The 16,278-nt window shown below is 35.6% G+C and carries 13 protein-coding genes and 3 pseudogenes; 5 read left to right on the plus strand and 11 right to left on the minus strand.

What is annotated here, in order from left to right; genetic code table 11:
• Positions 1-279 precede the first annotated feature (279 nt).
• The gene (locus tag LOK41_RS17210; RefSeq protein ID WP_241817564.1) at positions 280-1,542 is read right to left on the minus strand and encodes a M48 family metallopeptidase; all 1,263 of its coding nucleotides are present in this window, start codon (positions 1,540-1,542) and stop codon (positions 280-282) included.
• Between the two features lie 155 nt (positions 1,543-1,697).
• Between LOK41_RS17210 and LOK41_RS17215 the strand changes: the two genes are divergently transcribed.
• Complete coding sequence (locus LOK41_RS17215; RefSeq protein WP_241817565.1) at positions 1,698-2,282, plus strand: SCO family protein; 585 nt, start codon at positions 1,698-1,700, stop codon at positions 2,280-2,282.
• Positions 2,283-2,458: 176 nt separating this feature from the next.
• On the opposite strand, the gene LOK41_RS17220 is transcribed toward LOK41_RS17215, so the two are convergent.
• The 3 genes from LOK41_RS17220 to LOK41_RS17230 form a co-directional block, all read right to left on the minus strand.
• Positions 2,459-2,644 carry a hypothetical protein gene (locus LOK41_RS17220; RefSeq protein ID WP_241817566.1) on the minus strand — a complete coding sequence of 62 codons (186 nt, stop codon included), beginning with the start codon at positions 2,642-2,644 and terminating at the stop codon, positions 2,459-2,461.
• A 13-nt stretch (positions 2,645-2,657) separates the two neighbouring features.
• Positions 2,658-2,957 (minus strand): hypothetical protein, encoded by a 300-nt coding sequence (locus LOK41_RS17225; protein ID WP_174102875.1) that lies wholly within the window; start codon positions 2,955-2,957, stop codon positions 2,658-2,660.
• A 212-nt stretch (positions 2,958-3,169) separates the two neighbouring features.
• A complete protein-coding gene (locus tag LOK41_RS17230) occupies positions 3,170-3,997 on the minus strand; it encodes a CPBP family intramembrane glutamic endopeptidase (RefSeq protein WP_241817567.1) in 828 nt (275 codons plus the stop codon).
• Between the two features lie 141 nt (positions 3,998-4,138).
• Between LOK41_RS17230 and LOK41_RS17235 the strand changes: the two genes are divergently transcribed.
• Both LOK41_RS17235 and LOK41_RS17240 read left to right on the plus strand, forming a co-directional pair.
• Positions 4,139-4,840 (plus strand): response regulator transcription factor, encoded by a 702-nt coding sequence (locus LOK41_RS17235; RefSeq protein WP_241817568.1) that lies wholly within the window; start codon positions 4,139-4,141, stop codon positions 4,838-4,840.
• Positions 4,841-4,849: 9 nt separating this feature from the next.
• Entirely contained in the window at positions 4,850-6,628 is a 1,779-nt protein-coding gene (locus tag LOK41_RS17240; protein ID WP_241817569.1) for a sensor histidine kinase, read from the plus strand.
• 71 nt (positions 6,629-6,699) lie between these two features.
• On the opposite strand, the gene LOK41_RS17245 is transcribed toward LOK41_RS17240, so the two are convergent.
• From LOK41_RS17245 to LOK41_RS17265, 5 genes and pseudogenes are all read right to left on the minus strand, one after another.
• Positions 6,700-7,800 (minus strand): acyltransferase family protein, encoded by a 1,101-nt coding sequence (locus tag LOK41_RS17245; RefSeq protein WP_241817570.1) that lies wholly within the window; start codon positions 7,798-7,800, stop codon positions 6,700-6,702.
• A gap of 391 nt (positions 7,801-8,191) precedes the next feature.
• Positions 8,192-8,470 (minus strand): annotated as a pseudogene (locus LOK41_RS17250) (asparaginase); the annotation flags it as partial.
• Positions 8,471-8,760: 290 nt separating this feature from the next.
• Positions 8,761-10,431 carry an IS200/IS605 family accessory protein TnpB-related protein gene (locus LOK41_RS17255; protein ID WP_241817571.1) on the minus strand — a complete coding sequence of 557 codons (1,671 nt, stop codon included), beginning with the start codon at positions 10,429-10,431 and terminating at the stop codon, positions 8,761-8,763.
• Positions 10,432-10,529: 98 nt separating this feature from the next.
• Complete coding sequence (locus tag LOK41_RS17260) at positions 10,530-11,306, minus strand: asparaginase (RefSeq protein ID WP_241817572.1); 777 nt, start codon at positions 11,304-11,306, stop codon at positions 10,530-10,532.
• A gap of 139 nt (positions 11,307-11,445) precedes the next feature.
• Positions 11,446-12,354: an AraC family transcriptional regulator gene (locus LOK41_RS17265; protein WP_241817573.1), complete on the minus strand. Its 909-nt coding sequence runs from the start codon at positions 12,352-12,354 to the stop codon at positions 11,446-11,448.
• A 278-nt stretch (positions 12,355-12,632) separates the two neighbouring features.
• Between LOK41_RS17265 and LOK41_RS17270 the strand changes: the two are divergent.
• Positions 12,633-12,944, plus strand: a pseudogene (locus tag LOK41_RS17270) (RNA polymerase sigma factor); the annotation flags it as partial.
• A pseudogene (locus tag LOK41_RS17275) lies at positions 12,934-13,029 on the plus strand (anti sigma factor C-terminal domain-containing protein); the annotation flags it as partial. The pseudogenes LOK41_RS17270 and LOK41_RS17275, both read left to right, overlap by 11 nt.
• Positions 13,030-13,073: 44 nt before the next feature.
• Here LOK41_RS17275 and LOK41_RS17280 read toward each other — a convergent pair.
• Complete coding sequence (locus LOK41_RS17280) at positions 13,074-14,180, minus strand: metallophosphoesterase (protein ID WP_241817574.1); 1,107 nt, start codon at positions 14,178-14,180, stop codon at positions 13,074-13,076.
• A 457-nt stretch (positions 14,181-14,637) separates the two neighbouring features.
• A complete protein-coding gene (locus LOK41_RS17285; RefSeq protein ID WP_241817575.1) occupies positions 14,638-15,969 on the minus strand; it encodes an erythromycin esterase family protein in 1,332 nt (443 codons plus the stop codon).
• Positions 15,970-16,278: the final 309 nt, after the last annotated feature.

Raw genomic sequence — 16,278 nt, forward strand, 5'->3', positions numbered from 1 at the left:
GGAGAAAATAGGCCCTGACCGCTTCTACGCATGGACGGACGCTCTCTCTAACCCCTAAAAGAAAGGGGCTTATTTCTTTCCATTTCGCATTCACATAAAGTGAAACTTTAATCAGTGGGGGTTTTCTTCATCCCCCACTGATTCTCAGCCCTCACCAATCGGGCTTTTACGGGCAGTTGATCCCCCACCTACCTTCCTCATTTCTCTCTGAATCTTGAGATGGGGGTCTTACTGCCCGTTACTGCGGGATAAATAAAGAAGCAGCTCACTCGCTGCTCCTTATTTCTTCTGCTTCTCATACTCCTCAAACGCATGAATTCTCTCAAAAATCGGCGGGTGTGTATATAAGAAAAACTTCACTAACGCCGGCGGGTTCACTTGACTTAATCCTGTTTTTGATAAATATTGAAATGTTTTCACACCAGACTTTCCATCCTTCGTCATATCTAACGCATATTGATCAGCTGCTCGCTCTTCTATACGAGATACATAGTTAGATAGCGGGCTCACCGCAAAAGATAATACGGAGGAAACCAAGAAAAACAATGGTAGAATGGAGAAACATGCTACTTTCGAAATTTGTAATGTGTCTCCCCATTTCCGTACACACATGTTTATAATACGACTAATCAAATACATCCCTACAAACGTTAATACAATATAGCTTGCCACGCCCCAATATATATGTTTCATCACGTAATGTCCCATTTCATGAGCCATAATAAATAAAATCTCTTTATCTTTCAATTGCTGGAGCGTTGTATTCCATAATACAATTCGAGAATTCGATCCAATACCTGTTACATATGCATTTAGCGCATTCGTTTTCTCAGACATATTCACTTCATATACATGTTCAGCTGGAATATGTGCCCTGTCAGCAATTGCTAAAATTTTCTCCTCCAGTTCTTTATTTTGCAATGTAGAAAAGTCATTGTATAACGGATCAATTAAAACAGGCTGTACAAACGTTAAAAAAATTGTAAATGGCACAGATAAAGCCCAGCCCGCTAACCACCACCGCTTCGGAAATTTATGAATCAACCATAAAAGGACAGAGACGATGAGTAACATTGTAATATAATTTACCCAAAAACTGATCACATGATCTTTGATCCAGCTCGCTGTTGATTGTGTTGAAATGCCGTAATCAATTGAGATTTGATGACTCAGCCATTGTAGTGGCAGCGCAAGCGCAGTCGTCAGCAATGATAAATAAAAAAGATAAATAGCAACTTGAATGATCCGTACCTTTGCTGTTTCCTTTGACCATTTTTCAAAGCGTTTGGATACGCCTAAAACAAGCACAAATAATAGAATAATCCACTCTAAAGGTGTCGTTAAAAAAAAGAGTAAATTTTTCACACGTGAGTAATCCTGACTTAATGTAAGTTCCTTCGCATTCATAAACGTTTGTGGATCAGCACTTGTTCCTTTATACGCATATGGAATAATTTCATGATTCCATCCAAATAAATACCAATATATAAATAACGCAAAACCAACGTACAAAAAAAGTGACCATTTCACAACCTTTTTCACGGTATCTCCTCCTCTATGCTGCCTGTCTCTTATTATTGTAAGTTCGTTCTTTCAAAAATAGAACAAGCTAACAATCAGAATTGTCATTCAATTTTCAATCCCTCTTAAAAAATCCTCGGATTTTTCTTATAAAATGAAACTGGGAGGGATAGAACTTGAAAAAAATTTATATTACTTTTACATTAGGTTTAATCATTGTAATCGGAATTGGAATTTACTATTTTACAGATTATCGTAAAGCTTCTGCTGAAATACCACGCGGGATTGTTATGGAGGATGTAAATGGTACAACGCTATCTTTTGATCAACTACCGAAGAAACTTAAACTCGTAGAATTTATATACACAAAATGCCCTGATATTTGCCCTGTTACGACCTATAAAATGAAACATTTACGAGACGAATTAGAGAAGGAAAAACTGTTTGGAACAAAGGTTGAGTTCATTACAATTACCATTGACCCAAAATTCGATACAAAGGAAATCTTAACTACATATGCGGACACATTTGAAATGAAAAAAACAAAAGGATGGCACTTACTTCGCGGTGATGTAGATGAAACGAAACAACTAGCAAATACATTTAACTTTCAGTACCGCGACCCTGGAAGCGGGCTTTATATTCATACTTCAAACTCCTATTTACTCGATGAAAATGATCATTTAATTGAAGTTTTTGGTATGGGAGAACGCGGGTTTAACAGTAAAAAAGTACTTGAGAAAATTAAAGATGCGTTATGAAAAAGGTAAGTGAAATTTTATAGGCGATTCAACAAAGGATATCGACCATTCGGCAAATAACGACAAAGCAAGTGTCTACTGGATCTTGTTCCCCACCACGCTGCAAAACCTCTTCTGTAATGAGAAGAGGTTCTTTCTATTTATTATGCTACGAATTTAAAATCCTATCCATTCTATTATTTCTCTATATGTTTCCTCGGCTCGTATGTTGGAATCAGAAACGCGCTCATGATCCAACAAACAAGGCCGAAACCACTTATATATTTCCCATATTCATAATTGTTTACATACACTTTGCCTACAATAATTAGGATAAATCCAAGTAAAACAACTATATATCCAACTTGTTTTTTCGCCATCACAACTCAGCATCCTTTATTGAAAAATGTTAACAAAAAAATTAAGATCTTGAAAAGAAATGGAGCTATACTTCATAATTCCTTGTACAGTTAGAAGTAGTATAAGACCAAGTACACATATATAATTAATTCCATCTTCACTTCTTTTCTCAACTACAATTCCGCCCGCAATACATAGCAGCCCTAGAATATGAAGTGCTAAATAAACAAAAAAGTATGCTTCATTCCAGCGAATCCCTACATTCACTGTCGTAATAACAATTAAACTCACCATAATCAAATAAAACAGTTTATTTGACCGCATCGTTTCATTCATAGAATCAGATACATTCCTTTCTATATAAATCTTATTAGATTTTCAAACATATAAATCGCTGCTATGAGAACAAAAGGTGATCTGCACTCGTTTTCTCCCTTTGTTTTCACACGGCATGGGGTAAAGCTTCTATCCATAGACGGATTCTCTCTCCCATCTAAAAAGAAAGGGTTTATATTTTTCGTTATTCAATACATTCTATGTTATCTAAACTATAATTCTCTCACTTTATTTGTGTATACTACTGGCACCTCTTTACTCATATAACGACGATTCATATACAAAAAGATGAGTACCAAATTTAATCCAATGATAAAAATAACAAGTCCTGTAAAAAATGGCGTATAAGTAGAAAAATCTGCAAAGCTTATCATTTCTTCCTTACTCAAAATGAGAGATGTAATAAGTACAATCGTATTATTTAACATATGAATACTAATTGGCATCAATAAACTTTTCGTCCGCATGTATACAATCGATAGGACGATACTAAACATGACGGCACCGAGAAAATCAATATGCAAACATCCGAAAAGAAGCGCTACAATCACCATCGCTTTTCCAGCTCCCCACTTTGCCGCAAAACGCTGAAATAAAAAACCTCTAAATAAAAATTCGCATGTAATAGGAGCGATCAAAACGATGATAATAAATTGATATACGTATCCACCCGCATTACTTATAATGGGTTCGTTTAATATATTCATCATAAAACTTGGTGTAATCCATGCAAAGCTATACATATACAATACAAGATATCCATAACTAAAAAGAATCAGCATTCCTGTAATCATCAAAACTTGTAAAATATTAAATGATTCTTTTCTATTCATAAATACAGTAAACGGCACACGATGACGCTTACATTGATAGAATAACCAAACGGATGGAAATACGTATAGTACAAGTATGCTTGTAAAAGAAGAAAGTGATATATGAAATGTATTCTCTAGTACTTGTTTACCAATATGTTCAACCAAAACAAGTAGTATAAATACAATTAAAAAATATCTGGCTCGCATTGAATAAAACGGATTCATCCCCATCTCCTCCCCTATGTTACATTTATCATATCATTCCAATCTTATTTTTAAGCTAAGAAAACCTTAAATTTTCCTTAAAAATCCCATAACTTACAAGAAAATGTTATGATAATCGATGAAAATAGGGGGCGATTCAGATTGTATCATGCAAATATTTTAATTGTCGATGACGAAACAGCAATTCTACAACTATTAACTACGATTCTACAAAAAGAAGGTTTTTCCCATATGACAACGGCTACTTCCGCTGAAGAAGCTTTGCTCTTAGTGGAGAAAAATCATTATGATTTAATGATTTTAGACGTCATGCTTCCAGGACAATCTGGTTTTGATATTTGTCCAATCATCCGTCAAAAAACGGACTGTCCAATTTTCTTTCTAACAGCTAAATCATCTGATTTAGATAAAGTATCTGGTTTCTTATACGGGGCAGACGACTATATTACAAAACCATTCAATCCACTTGAAGTTGTCGCTCGTATGAAAGCACAACTTCGAAGACATATGAAACAAGCGCTACAACCAATAAAAGAACATACCCTTTCATTTGGGAGATTCCAAGTAGATAAACATGCTGCTGAATTAAAAGTAGATGGAGAAATTGTGGAATGCTCAGCTCAGCTCTTTCAACTATTACTCTTTTTCTGTGAGCATCCAAATTACGTATTTTCAAAAGAAGAGATATACGAAAAAGTATGGGGTGCCCCTGCTTATAATGGTGATGACAATACCGTTATGGTCCATATTCGAAAGCTCCGTGAAAAAATTGAACTTGATCCAAGTAACCCGAAGTATATAAAAACAGTGCGCGGGCTTGGATATAAGTTCATTACAAATTAGGTGATGACTATGAATTTAAGGAGAAGACTCATTATCCAATTTATTATCCAACATATTTTTGTCTTGTTTACTTTACTCATTGCAGTTATCATTGCTTTCGTCTACTTAGGTCATCTTTTGAATACGACCCTTTATGAACCAAACGTTCCTGAGTTTGATGACTTTACGATTTCCCAATCCGTTTCTTCAGAAAATAAACGGATTACGTTAAGTTCTGAAATAGAAAAAATGGTTGAGGAGAAAAATGATTGGCTTCAAATCGTTGACGAAAATGGAAAAGTACTTTATGACTTCAACACCCCTGAAGATGTTCCTGGTTCTTATACGAAAACATTATTAGTTGCCTATTTACAGCACCAAATACAAAACCCTTACAAATTGACGTATTGGAACATTGAAGTAGATGAAAAAAAAGTAATTGTGATTTATGGCGGAAATATAAAAAGCAATGTGTTACTGCAACAATTAAGACAAGAACACAGTTCACTGTTAGCAGCTTCCTTCGCTTTAACAGAAAAGGAACAGAAACAGCTTACGAAAGAAGGGGCTACGCTACAAATATTTAACGCAAAAGGAGAAGAGATTTTTGCTTATCCAAAATTAAAAAGAAAATCCTTTTCAGCCATTCAAGCTGCGCTTTCGGAAAAAGAGCCTTGGAATGTGAAAGAAACAATTTCTAGTTTTTACAACCCAGAAGATGAAACCTTATTTACGATAACAGTAAAAAATGATTACTATTCTCCATCCGATATGAATGATGATATATTAATGAAAAAAATATCCATAGGGTTTGGTGTTTCAATTTTAATTGCTTTCGTCTACTTAGTTATTCTTTCTATTTGGTATGGAAGAAAATTTGGCAAACCATTATTACATACAATGCGCTGGCTCAAAAATATTGCTGGCGGAACATATGAGGAACCGCTCAATAAAAAAGGAAAGACCGTTCGTTTCAGGCGCTCTGGTAAAGAAAAATGGTCATTTAGGCTATTTAAAGATGTAACAAATGCGCTGGAACACCTTACAGTTGTTCTCAAAAAAAATGAGTCTATCCGAAAAGTGATTGAGCAAACACGAGAAGAATGGATCGCTGGACTAACACATGATTTAAAAACACCGCTTAGTTCCATTTACGGTTACTCTCTTTTATTAGAGCCAAATCAATATAACTGGACAGATAAAGACATTCAAGAATTCGGCCGCGTGATACGAGACAAATCTCAATATATGACCACACTCATTGATGATTTAAGCTTAACGTACCAATTAAAAAATAATGCGATTCCTTCGCAGCACTCGCAAGTTGAGATTAATCAATTTGTTCAAAAAGTCTTATTACAATTTATTAACAACCCAACACTTCAAAATCAAAACATAGAATTTGTTCCTAGCTCCAGTAGCATTCATTATTCTATTGAAGAAAAATGGTTCCAGCGCATCATCGAGAACTTATTGGCAAACGCAGTAAAACATAATAACGAAACAACAAATGTGACTGTAAAACTTGGACAGAATAAACACTCTTTCACACTTTCTATTTCTGACAATGGAAAAGGGATGGATGAACAAACGAAAGAACTTTTATTTGATCGATACTATCGTGGGACAAATACAGAAGAAAATAATGCCGGAACAGGACTTGGCTTAGCGATTACAAAACAACTTGTTTTGGCGCATAACGGTACAATTTCTATTGAAAGTGAACTTGGGGAAGGGACATCTATTACAATGGTATTTCCCTTCACACCTAACTGCCAAAAACCATCTTCATATAAAGAGCAACTTTAATCAAGCTTTCGCTGATTAAAGTTGCTCTTTCTTGTTAATGTTTTAATCTGTTTCATGCTATCGTATCCATATTACATATCGTAAGCCTTTGTACGGTACACTTCTTGATTTTGTAACTTTGGTTTTGTATTCACTCTTACTTTCCCTATCATATATGGACCTATTTTTGTCTTATTTAAAAGATATACCACAGGAATTGGACATAATATACCAACCAATATATCAATACTTATGGATCCAAAAAGAGTACTAAACTGTGGAAACTTTTCTAATATCATATTAGATATCGTCCGATGAAAAAATGGATGTAGCAAATAAATTCCAAATGAATACTTATTGATTAATATTAAAGCTTTAGGTACATGCTTTATTTGGGATGCAATCTGGAAAAGCACTAGTATTGTACATATTGTAAATAAAAGAACATCCACTCTTTTAGAACTCGTCATAGTTAAAATCTCAAAGTATTGGAAAAGGATTACTGTGGTTCCTGTTACGATCCATGAAGAAATAATCCATTTCTGATTTTTATTTAACCATGTCTTAAACTCCTCATAACGAGTACCTGCATAATATCCAATAAAAAAGTAAATGATCCAACCTGGAAATGGCATCCACGAGTAGTAATACCAAATATCATTTGCATATGGAATATCAAAAGGTGGAACAAAATTAAAGAAGCCTAAATAGATTACATTGATAAGTAGCGCAGCAACAAGAACAAATTTAGGAGAAAGAAACTTCTCTACTTTATTAAAAATCATGTGGAGGAAATAGAATTGAAATATAATCAAAACAAAATAACCATGAAACTCCCCTAATACAATATGTCTTATAGATTGTACTACAATTGCATCGAGTCCATTCATATAATTTGACTGAATCGCATAAAAAATACCCATACATATATAAGGCAATAAAATAAATTTTACTCTTTTGAAAATGAATTGATTCGGTATTTTATCTCTATAGTTATAAACGATGACAAATTCAGATATAAACACAAACATAGGTGTACCGTACATAAGTAGTAATTGAAGATATGATACCAATACATCTATTGTATTTTCAGATTCAAAATTCGCAGGACTTCGTGTTATAGCATGTATGAGAACTACACTTAAACATGCTAAACTTCTTAATATTGTAATTTCCGAAACTTTGCTTTTCATAAACTCCACCTTCAACATAAATTACATACCCATAACCATTGCATCGTCATTACATTTATACATATCCTGAAATATTTTCAATTAGTGAAATACAATAGAATTTATAGAATAGGCATGCAAAGCATATACTACGCGCCATTTCTTAAAAAACGCTTAAAATGCTGTTGAGAATTTTAATCCAATCAAAATTCTCAACACACATGTCCATTTTTTAGTTAATGATACCGTAACATATTTTGTTTTCAGATTTAAGAAAGTGACTTTAGTTTATTAGTGCTTAATACATTTGTTCAAAAAAACGCCATATTTTCTGCATATTTCTACAAAAAGAATGACGTTTTTCTAATTATTCAGATATAAAATCATCTAACGCTACAATTCTTGACCGGCACTAAATAGTGAACACTTCACGAACAGCCCCTACTTCAATGCCCCCATCATTTTTCATAATCGTTGGACGAAGTACCCGAAGCCGAGCTATCGTTTCTTTATTCGTATACTGAATTTGTTCCAAAATAGAGGCAACAATGTTAGGCCATACATCTTCCGAACCATCTAGCACTTTTAATGCAACGCCAAGCTTCTCCTCTCTCAAACCAAAGCAATAAACACCTTTCGCTCCGCCTTTTGCTACAATGTTTGGGTCTTCCAACAAAGTAGAACAATTGAACTACCCCCACCTACCTCTACAAGAGCTTGAGGTGGAGGGTTCTCCTGTCTCTGTCCTCACAAAAACAGTTCCTCTCGTTCAACAAAGAGGATACAACGATATAGAGTTCGGTAGTGTCTGTATGGAATGTAAGACGACCTATTCTATCTTCCGACGAAAGGCAAACACAATAGGTACAGCTACTTTTTCTTATATCGAGGCTAGAACACTTTGTCATGCATCCAGTTCCTAGACTTATTATCTGCTCTGGTAATAAGCGTAAAAATCTGGGACAAGGTGTTCTTTTTTTATCATGCAAATCGTTTTGCTAGTTTTTTCTTTTCATTTTCAAATAAGTTTAATCGCTCGATTTGTAAAACTTCTTTCGGCTGATCTACGTCGTATAACTGATAGAAATGATGCGTGCGAATATCCAATTGATTGTTTAATTGATGCCAATGGCTCCAGTGATGTGCTTCTTTATTTGGAATATAAGACTGCAATACCTTGGGCACTTTTTCTTTATACCCTAACCCACGGCGTCCAATCGTAAAAGCTGCGGATTGATGAATAGAGATGCCGAATTTCCGCATATATTTCATCTTTCCGGAGATTGAAGTGTACGCGGGATTCACTTGAAAGACAGCCACGCCCTTTTTATTTGCACGATTCAGAATTGCACTGGTCATCTTCTCATACGCGAACATACTCTTCATCCGATTCGCTCGCTTATTCCCATATCGATTCCCTGTTTTCGATTGGGTCGTATCTAGTTTCTCTAGTACAATTGGTTTGTTATACCGCTCCGCTAAGTCCACTAAGCGAATCGCTTCCGCTTCGATGATCTTTGTGATTTGTCCTGTGGATTTACCCATGATAGAAAAACGAAGGGAACCACTTCCTTTATAATTTCCATCCTTCGTTACATTTGCCCAAGCAAAATGCTCAAGATTACAATCTACACCGATCACACCATCTGATGTGCTGTAATTCGTGTGTGGATTTTCCGGTACATCGACTACACATTTCACAATATAATAGGAACCATAGTCTTCCACAGACCATGCGATCGGTTTGCCATACTTTTTCTTATTCTTGCACTGTAGTTGGGTTGTGATTACTTCTTCAATGGCTTCTTGTCCATATGGGAACGTAACAGCTGGAAACATAAGTGTTTTCCCGAAACTTGTCGTCATCCACAATTCTTTTGTCTCGGGCACATACTGAAATACAAAATTGCCATGTTTGGCATCTTTCCGTCCAGATAGGATCAGTTGTTTATTTCGAGCACGAGAAAATAATGTTTTCCATTTGTCATGGTTACGTACAAACTCGCGGATGGTAAATTGCGAGCGAAACAGTTTTTTGCTTCCAAATACTGCGCTTGGAATATTCGTTTGATCGGATGAAAGTTTTTGCGTTAAACGGGATTGTCTGTGAGTGAGATGACCGATTTTCGCCTGAATTCTTTTCATTTGAACATCTAAGTATTGGTGTTCAAACAGATATTCACTTAGCCAAATTAAGGTGTCTTTTTTACGAGATAAGGAGATGAGGTTGTTGTGTTTTGCGAAGCGAGTGTTTTTCGGAAACGTCAGCGTTCCTTTCACACAACTTTGTTTGATTTTGCGAAGATTTGTTAGTTTTGTCCGTTCTTGTTTCAACTTTTTCTTGAGCTTCTTAAGCTTCTCTTGCGTTTGCTTCTCATATTGTTTTTGTAACGCCATTAAACCTGGAAACAACGCCTTTGCTTCTTGCGCCGCACTGTTTGCATAATAATCATTCAATTGATAGTTCCGCTTGAGAACGAGATGAAGACTGTCTGTATACAACTTACGGTTCCAACGTTTTTCACGAACAATCGTTTGAAACGCAAAGCGTTTTGCCTGATTAAATGTTTCGATTGTCTCTGCCAATGCATCTACCATTTCATGCGGTACATCTATCTTGTAGATCCGTTTCGAAAAATACGCTTTCTTCACCTGTTCTCACCTCCATTTATTTGATAAGATTATTATACACCCAATCGAACGTTAATTCCGAAAAGGAGAGATGTTTTCTTTAAAAAGAAAAAACCGATTCATCCCCCACCTTCACTTCGTTTAGAGGAGGGGGTCTTCTCGGTTAAAATGATAAAGTTTGCAGAAGCGACCATCTTATATTCTTGATTCATAACACTCGTCATTCTCTCCACCGCATTTCTTAAAGCAACGTCACCAATTAAATGCGGACACGCTAACTTTAAATACGTAATTGCCATATTGCGTAAAGGAATAGCAAACACAGGAACACCACACCCATCTACACCAATATGTATATCAGAAAGTGAACACTCAGATAAATACGATAGAATATCTAGTATTTTAAGTTGAAGTGGATGTTCTCTTTCCCAGTACCCTTCTACCGGATATCCTAACTCGTGACATACAGCGATAAATCCCATATGCTTACCAAAACAATTATGATATAGCTTTCTTTTCTCTACATTTTGCCATAGCATATCTTCTTTTGGCTTCGCATTCAATGGATAAGATGCCGGGCAAAACAATTCATTTTCATTGATTGATAACTTTGTTTTCATCGTCTCCAGCGCTTCAATATGGTAACTCTCTCCGCGATGAGAAGCTGTAAGTAACGCTGCCTCTCCCTTCGTAAGTTCATACTTTTTATCAATTCCCGTAAGAAAAGCTGGCAAAGCCTGAATCGGTTTCGCTGCAGAGCGGAAATATGTCTTATGTTCCGCATTGCCTACCTGATATTTCACTTCTTTCTTCTCATTCACGCCGCATATTACACCTGCATGCATATTTTCTAGTAAATTAGCCCTTGTTTCTTCTACTAAAATTTCGTAATTCATTCCCCCCACCCCTCTCTCGTGCTCGTGCAATTTCTACAACAACATCGCTATCGTAACAATGAAAAATAAATATCGTCAATATTCAGAAAGAAATAACAAAAAAGAGTTTCCTACATGATTAGGAAACTCTTTTCTCTTCTTATTGTTGTTTCTTCTGCACCGGCAACCAAATCTCAACTTGCGCAAATTCACTCTTATCCGCATGACAGCGTTCATCGTATAATTCAAACTCTGTCACTCCCGCATGCTCATACCCTGAGTGAGGGAACCATTCTGTGAAAATTGCATTCCACGTTTGTTGAATAGAGGACACCATATCTTCATGCGGTACTTTAGGCGTTGTAAATACAGCGTAAGTTGCTTCTGGGAACGTGCGATGCGCTAGTTCAGTTGGTACGCCATCAAAACTTGTTACTTCCATTCCAATCACATATGTGAACTCTCCTGTTTCTAACTGAAAATCTGTGCACATCCCAAGCTCTACATATTGCTCTGTATGTTTACGATTTGGAATGTTACTCGCAAGATTATTCTTCAAATAACAATCCCAAAATGACGGAATATCTGTAAGGTTTTTTCCTTCTTTACTAGTTGTTTTCATCTCATATCCCGCTACATAAAACGCTGGCTTCTTTTCAATACGAAATTCCATTTGTATTCCCCCTAAATATGGATTGAACTTTCGTTGCTTCACATTTGCTTTATGATACATTGGCGTCTGAATTCCTTGCTTTCGGTAGCTACTTGGCGTCATATGAAACAACTTTTTAAAGGCTCGAATGAACGTTTCATGAGATTGAAAGCCGTGTTCTAATGCGATATCAAGAATTTTTTCTTCCGTATGAGAAAGCTGATAAGCTGCCCGGGCTAGCCTCCTCTTCCGAACATACTCCATGACAGTGTCGCCTACTAACGCTTGGAATACACGATGAAAATGATACTCTGAAAAACCTGCAATACGGGCCAAATCACTTAATGTTTGTTTCTCCATTACATCTTCTTCAATATAATCAATTGCTTTTTGAATTTGTGTTTCATAGCTTTCCATCTCTGTTCACCCGCCTTATATGTATTATGATAGAAGAAAAGACAATTGTTTTCTTGACGTTTTTTGCTTTTATCCCGCATTAACGGGCAGTAAGACCCCCATTCAGCAAAAGCAAAGAAGCTAGAGGGAATCAACTACCCGTAAAAGCCCGATTCGTGAGGGCTAATAATCAGTGGGGGGGATGAAGCTCCCCACTGATTAAAGTTTCACTTTATTTTACAGAAATTTGTAACTTTTATAAATGAAATTCGTTGTTATAAGTGAAGGGAAGGAGATAAGTGAAAAACAAGCACACACTTGAAGAAATTTATAAACAACATATGCATGACCTCTTTCGCTATCTTCTCTCCCTAACCGGAGACTTCCACTCAGCAGAAGACTTAATGCAAGAAACCTTTTATCGCATGCTCGTCCACATTGACTATTACAAAGGTGAAGAAGTTCGGCCTTGGTTATTTACAATCGCCTACCATGCTTTCATTGATTGGAAGCGAAAAGAAACAAAATATAAAACAACAACACTAAAAGATTTTCACTTACCCGATGTTTCAAGTACAGAAAACGCCTATCTTGCAAAATATGAAATTGCAAAACTCCCCTCATGTACGTGACGCTACACTTGGAGATATTGAATTTTGGAATTGGTTTGACCGTCCACATGGCTCTCGTCACTAAAAATAAAAACAACCATTCGAAATGGAATGGTTGTTTTTATTACATTAATTAAAAGTAACATCAATCTGAATAACCTCCGACCGGCTACCAAGCCGTAGCGGTGGTCCCCAAAAGCCGAATCCAGAAGAAACAATTGCATGAAATGTTTCCCTTTGCAAGTATCCCCAGTCTAGTTCATACATTCTTCTCGTAATCAAATGATTCGGCGCCATTTGCCCGCGATGTGTATGGCCTGATAATAGTAAATCAACGCCAGATTCTGCTGCTTGTTTTAGTTCAAACGGCTGATGATCCATCGCAATAACGGGAAGCTCTTTATCTACTATACTCATAAGTTCTTCAAAGCTTTTCCGATCTCGCTCTGTTTTATCTCTTCTTCCAACAAGATAAAAACTATCTTCCACTTTGATGACTTCATCTAACATGATATGGATATCTATCTTATCCATCTCTTGCAGAAATGTTGGGATTGCTCTCCCGTAATATTCATGATTTCCGAGTACCCCATACACACCAAGAGGCGCCTGCATCTGTTTCATCACTTGTCCCATGTTTTTCTTAATAAATTCACCTGGATGATCATCAATAATATCTCCCGGAAACACGATAATATCTGGCTTCATCTCATTTACGTGATGCACTAACCTTTTCAAATGAGAAATGCCTGATAGTTTACCAAAATGCATATCAGAAGCCATCGCAATGCGAAGTGTTTTACGACCTTTCGCTTCTTTCGGTATATGAATTTCATATTTTCGAACAACCGGACTATACGCGTTAAATGTCCCGTAACCGAATATGAAAATGAACATACTAAGAGTCACAATCCCTGTCCACATAATCACCGTATCTATCGGTGTGAATAGTTGTAAAAGAAATACCGCTATATCAGCGAGTGGTAACAATATAAGGGCATATTGTATCACCGCAAACCAATAGGAACCAATTGTCCTTAAAAAAGGTAGAAACTTGAATACCTGAACAATTAAATACGCATATGAAAATAATCCAACTACCACGGCGTAATACCCCCACGATTCCCAGCCGAAAGTCGCTTGAAGCCAAACCCATCCGTTCCATCCGATGTAAAACATCAGTAATGTATATAAAACGAAAATAGTAACTATATTGAAATATCGACGAAGTTTCACAATATGCCTCCTTTTCTATTTCTTTTATTATAACCTGTAATCTTTTCATACTGTAAATCATATGTACTGCCAAAGATTACACAAATAAAAAACACTAAACAATTTGTCTAGTGTTTCTTATTTCCCTATATTTAAAAATACAATTGTACTTTTCTTGTTTTGGGATACCGCCACACGTCCATTAACTTAAGAATTTGCTTTACCCCCAAGTGTAAAAAAAACGTTATCCTTTCCTATAAGTCTACAGAAAGAAAGCGTATTTTTTCATTTTAGGGGGTATTTTATTTTGTTAGCTTGATAGTGATGTGGTTCTACCCCACATCCCCTTTAATTTGAAAACACTTACTCCATCTAATGACCCTTTAATGGAATAACATGACTGACATTTTTAAACAACTCTATTGACACTTAACACTACCATCAATACTACACTTCGTTGAGCCACATTATTACAAATTTATTGATGTAGTTGAGATGGACTCACTTTTTGAATTTGAACAAGTATATCAAACGATTTACCTAATGATATATCAACAGTTTTTGGTATATCAGGGCCTTCGGTAGTTATTCCAGCGAAAATTGGATGTTGTTCGTTTAACCAAGTTTTTGTCACTCCGTTCGCCTTACGTAAATCAATAAAAAATTGATCTTTTTTGACTTGTCCAAAGATGTAGTTATAACTGTTTGGATCATCTGATTTTAATGTTCCATATGGGCCAAATTCACGGTCACTATTATATACATTATATCGTCCTTCGTAAACTGATGTTCCAATAGATACATACCGTTTTCCATAATATTCCGCTAAATGCTGCCCAGCTACTTTAGGGTATATAAAAGGAATCATATTTGTTTTCGAAACGTGTCCATTATGTCCCCATACAATAGTTTTTCCTAAATGTTCTTCAGTCCACTTCGCATTTTCATACATTGCAATATCATGTTTCAAAAAAAGGTCCGATGGTTTATCAGGAGGTGATGCTAACATTGTAGTAAACTGTTCAATAATACGGGCATTTTGTTTTATCCATGCGAATTCTTTGGATTTTCCATTTAGATAACTTTTATTTTGTTCTAATAAAGCACTGATTTGTTTAGCATCTGAAATATACTTTTCTTTTTCTTCTTTCGTAAGGCTTCCAAAGGTATTCATATCCTTTGTTACAGGAATAAGACCTTTTATCTTCTCTTCTACTCTAGGCACAAGATCTGAATTATTTATTTTTATATATTCTATTATATTATTATAAACATTTTCGTTTACTGATTGAATATCCATCCCAATTACTCGCACTTTAGATTTATGTTTTGGATTAGCATTATATTGCTGAATCCATTCAAGTAGATTTAATATTTCTTTCGTGTTAAATGCAGGTGATAGATGTTGGCTTGGGTTTCCCTTACCAGTAAGAACATATCGATCAAGTTCCAAGGCTCTGTCCCATCCCTCCTCTAAAACTAAGTTGATAAAGCCCTTTTCAGATACTAAATAATTTACAATGCGGTGTTTCATTGTAAAAATTTCATGAGCCCCGTGCGTAGCTTCACCTAAACCTACAATTGAAGCTGACCCTACCATATTCTTAAGTGGTTTTAAATCATTAAGAGATGCAGTTGGATTAGTTGTTTTTAAAGGCTTTGCATGCGCTTCTAACCATTCCGCTATTTGATTTGTATTGTAGGGAGCTGTAACAGAAACTTCTGTTTTCGAATCTGCATAAGTATTTCCTACAAAATTAGTCAGTATTATAGCAGAAGCACCAAGTGCAATAATCATTTTCTTTTTCATAAAAACCTCCTGAAATACTTACTTATTAGTTTTTTGACATGCTCTAAGGACTTCCGTTTAAACCATTAATTCACTTATTACTGTTAAGATAAATTTATTCTAGTTCCTAAAACTCACTTATTTCTTAATAGGTTCTTAAGAAATCCTTAATTCACTCATATCAATATAAAACCAAATAACCTTCCATCAAAAAATAAAGGAAGCAGGTTATTTGGTTATTCATTTTGTAAGCTTAATGCTCAAGTTAGTCATTTTTCACACGGTTAAACTTTACTAAAAAAAACGTTATCCTTTCTAAATAGGCTAGAT

The sequence above is a fragment of the Bacillus sp. TL12 genome (assembly GCF_022625245.1).
Classification (GTDB): Bacteria; Bacillota; Bacilli; order Bacillales; family Bacillaceae_G; genus Bacillus_A.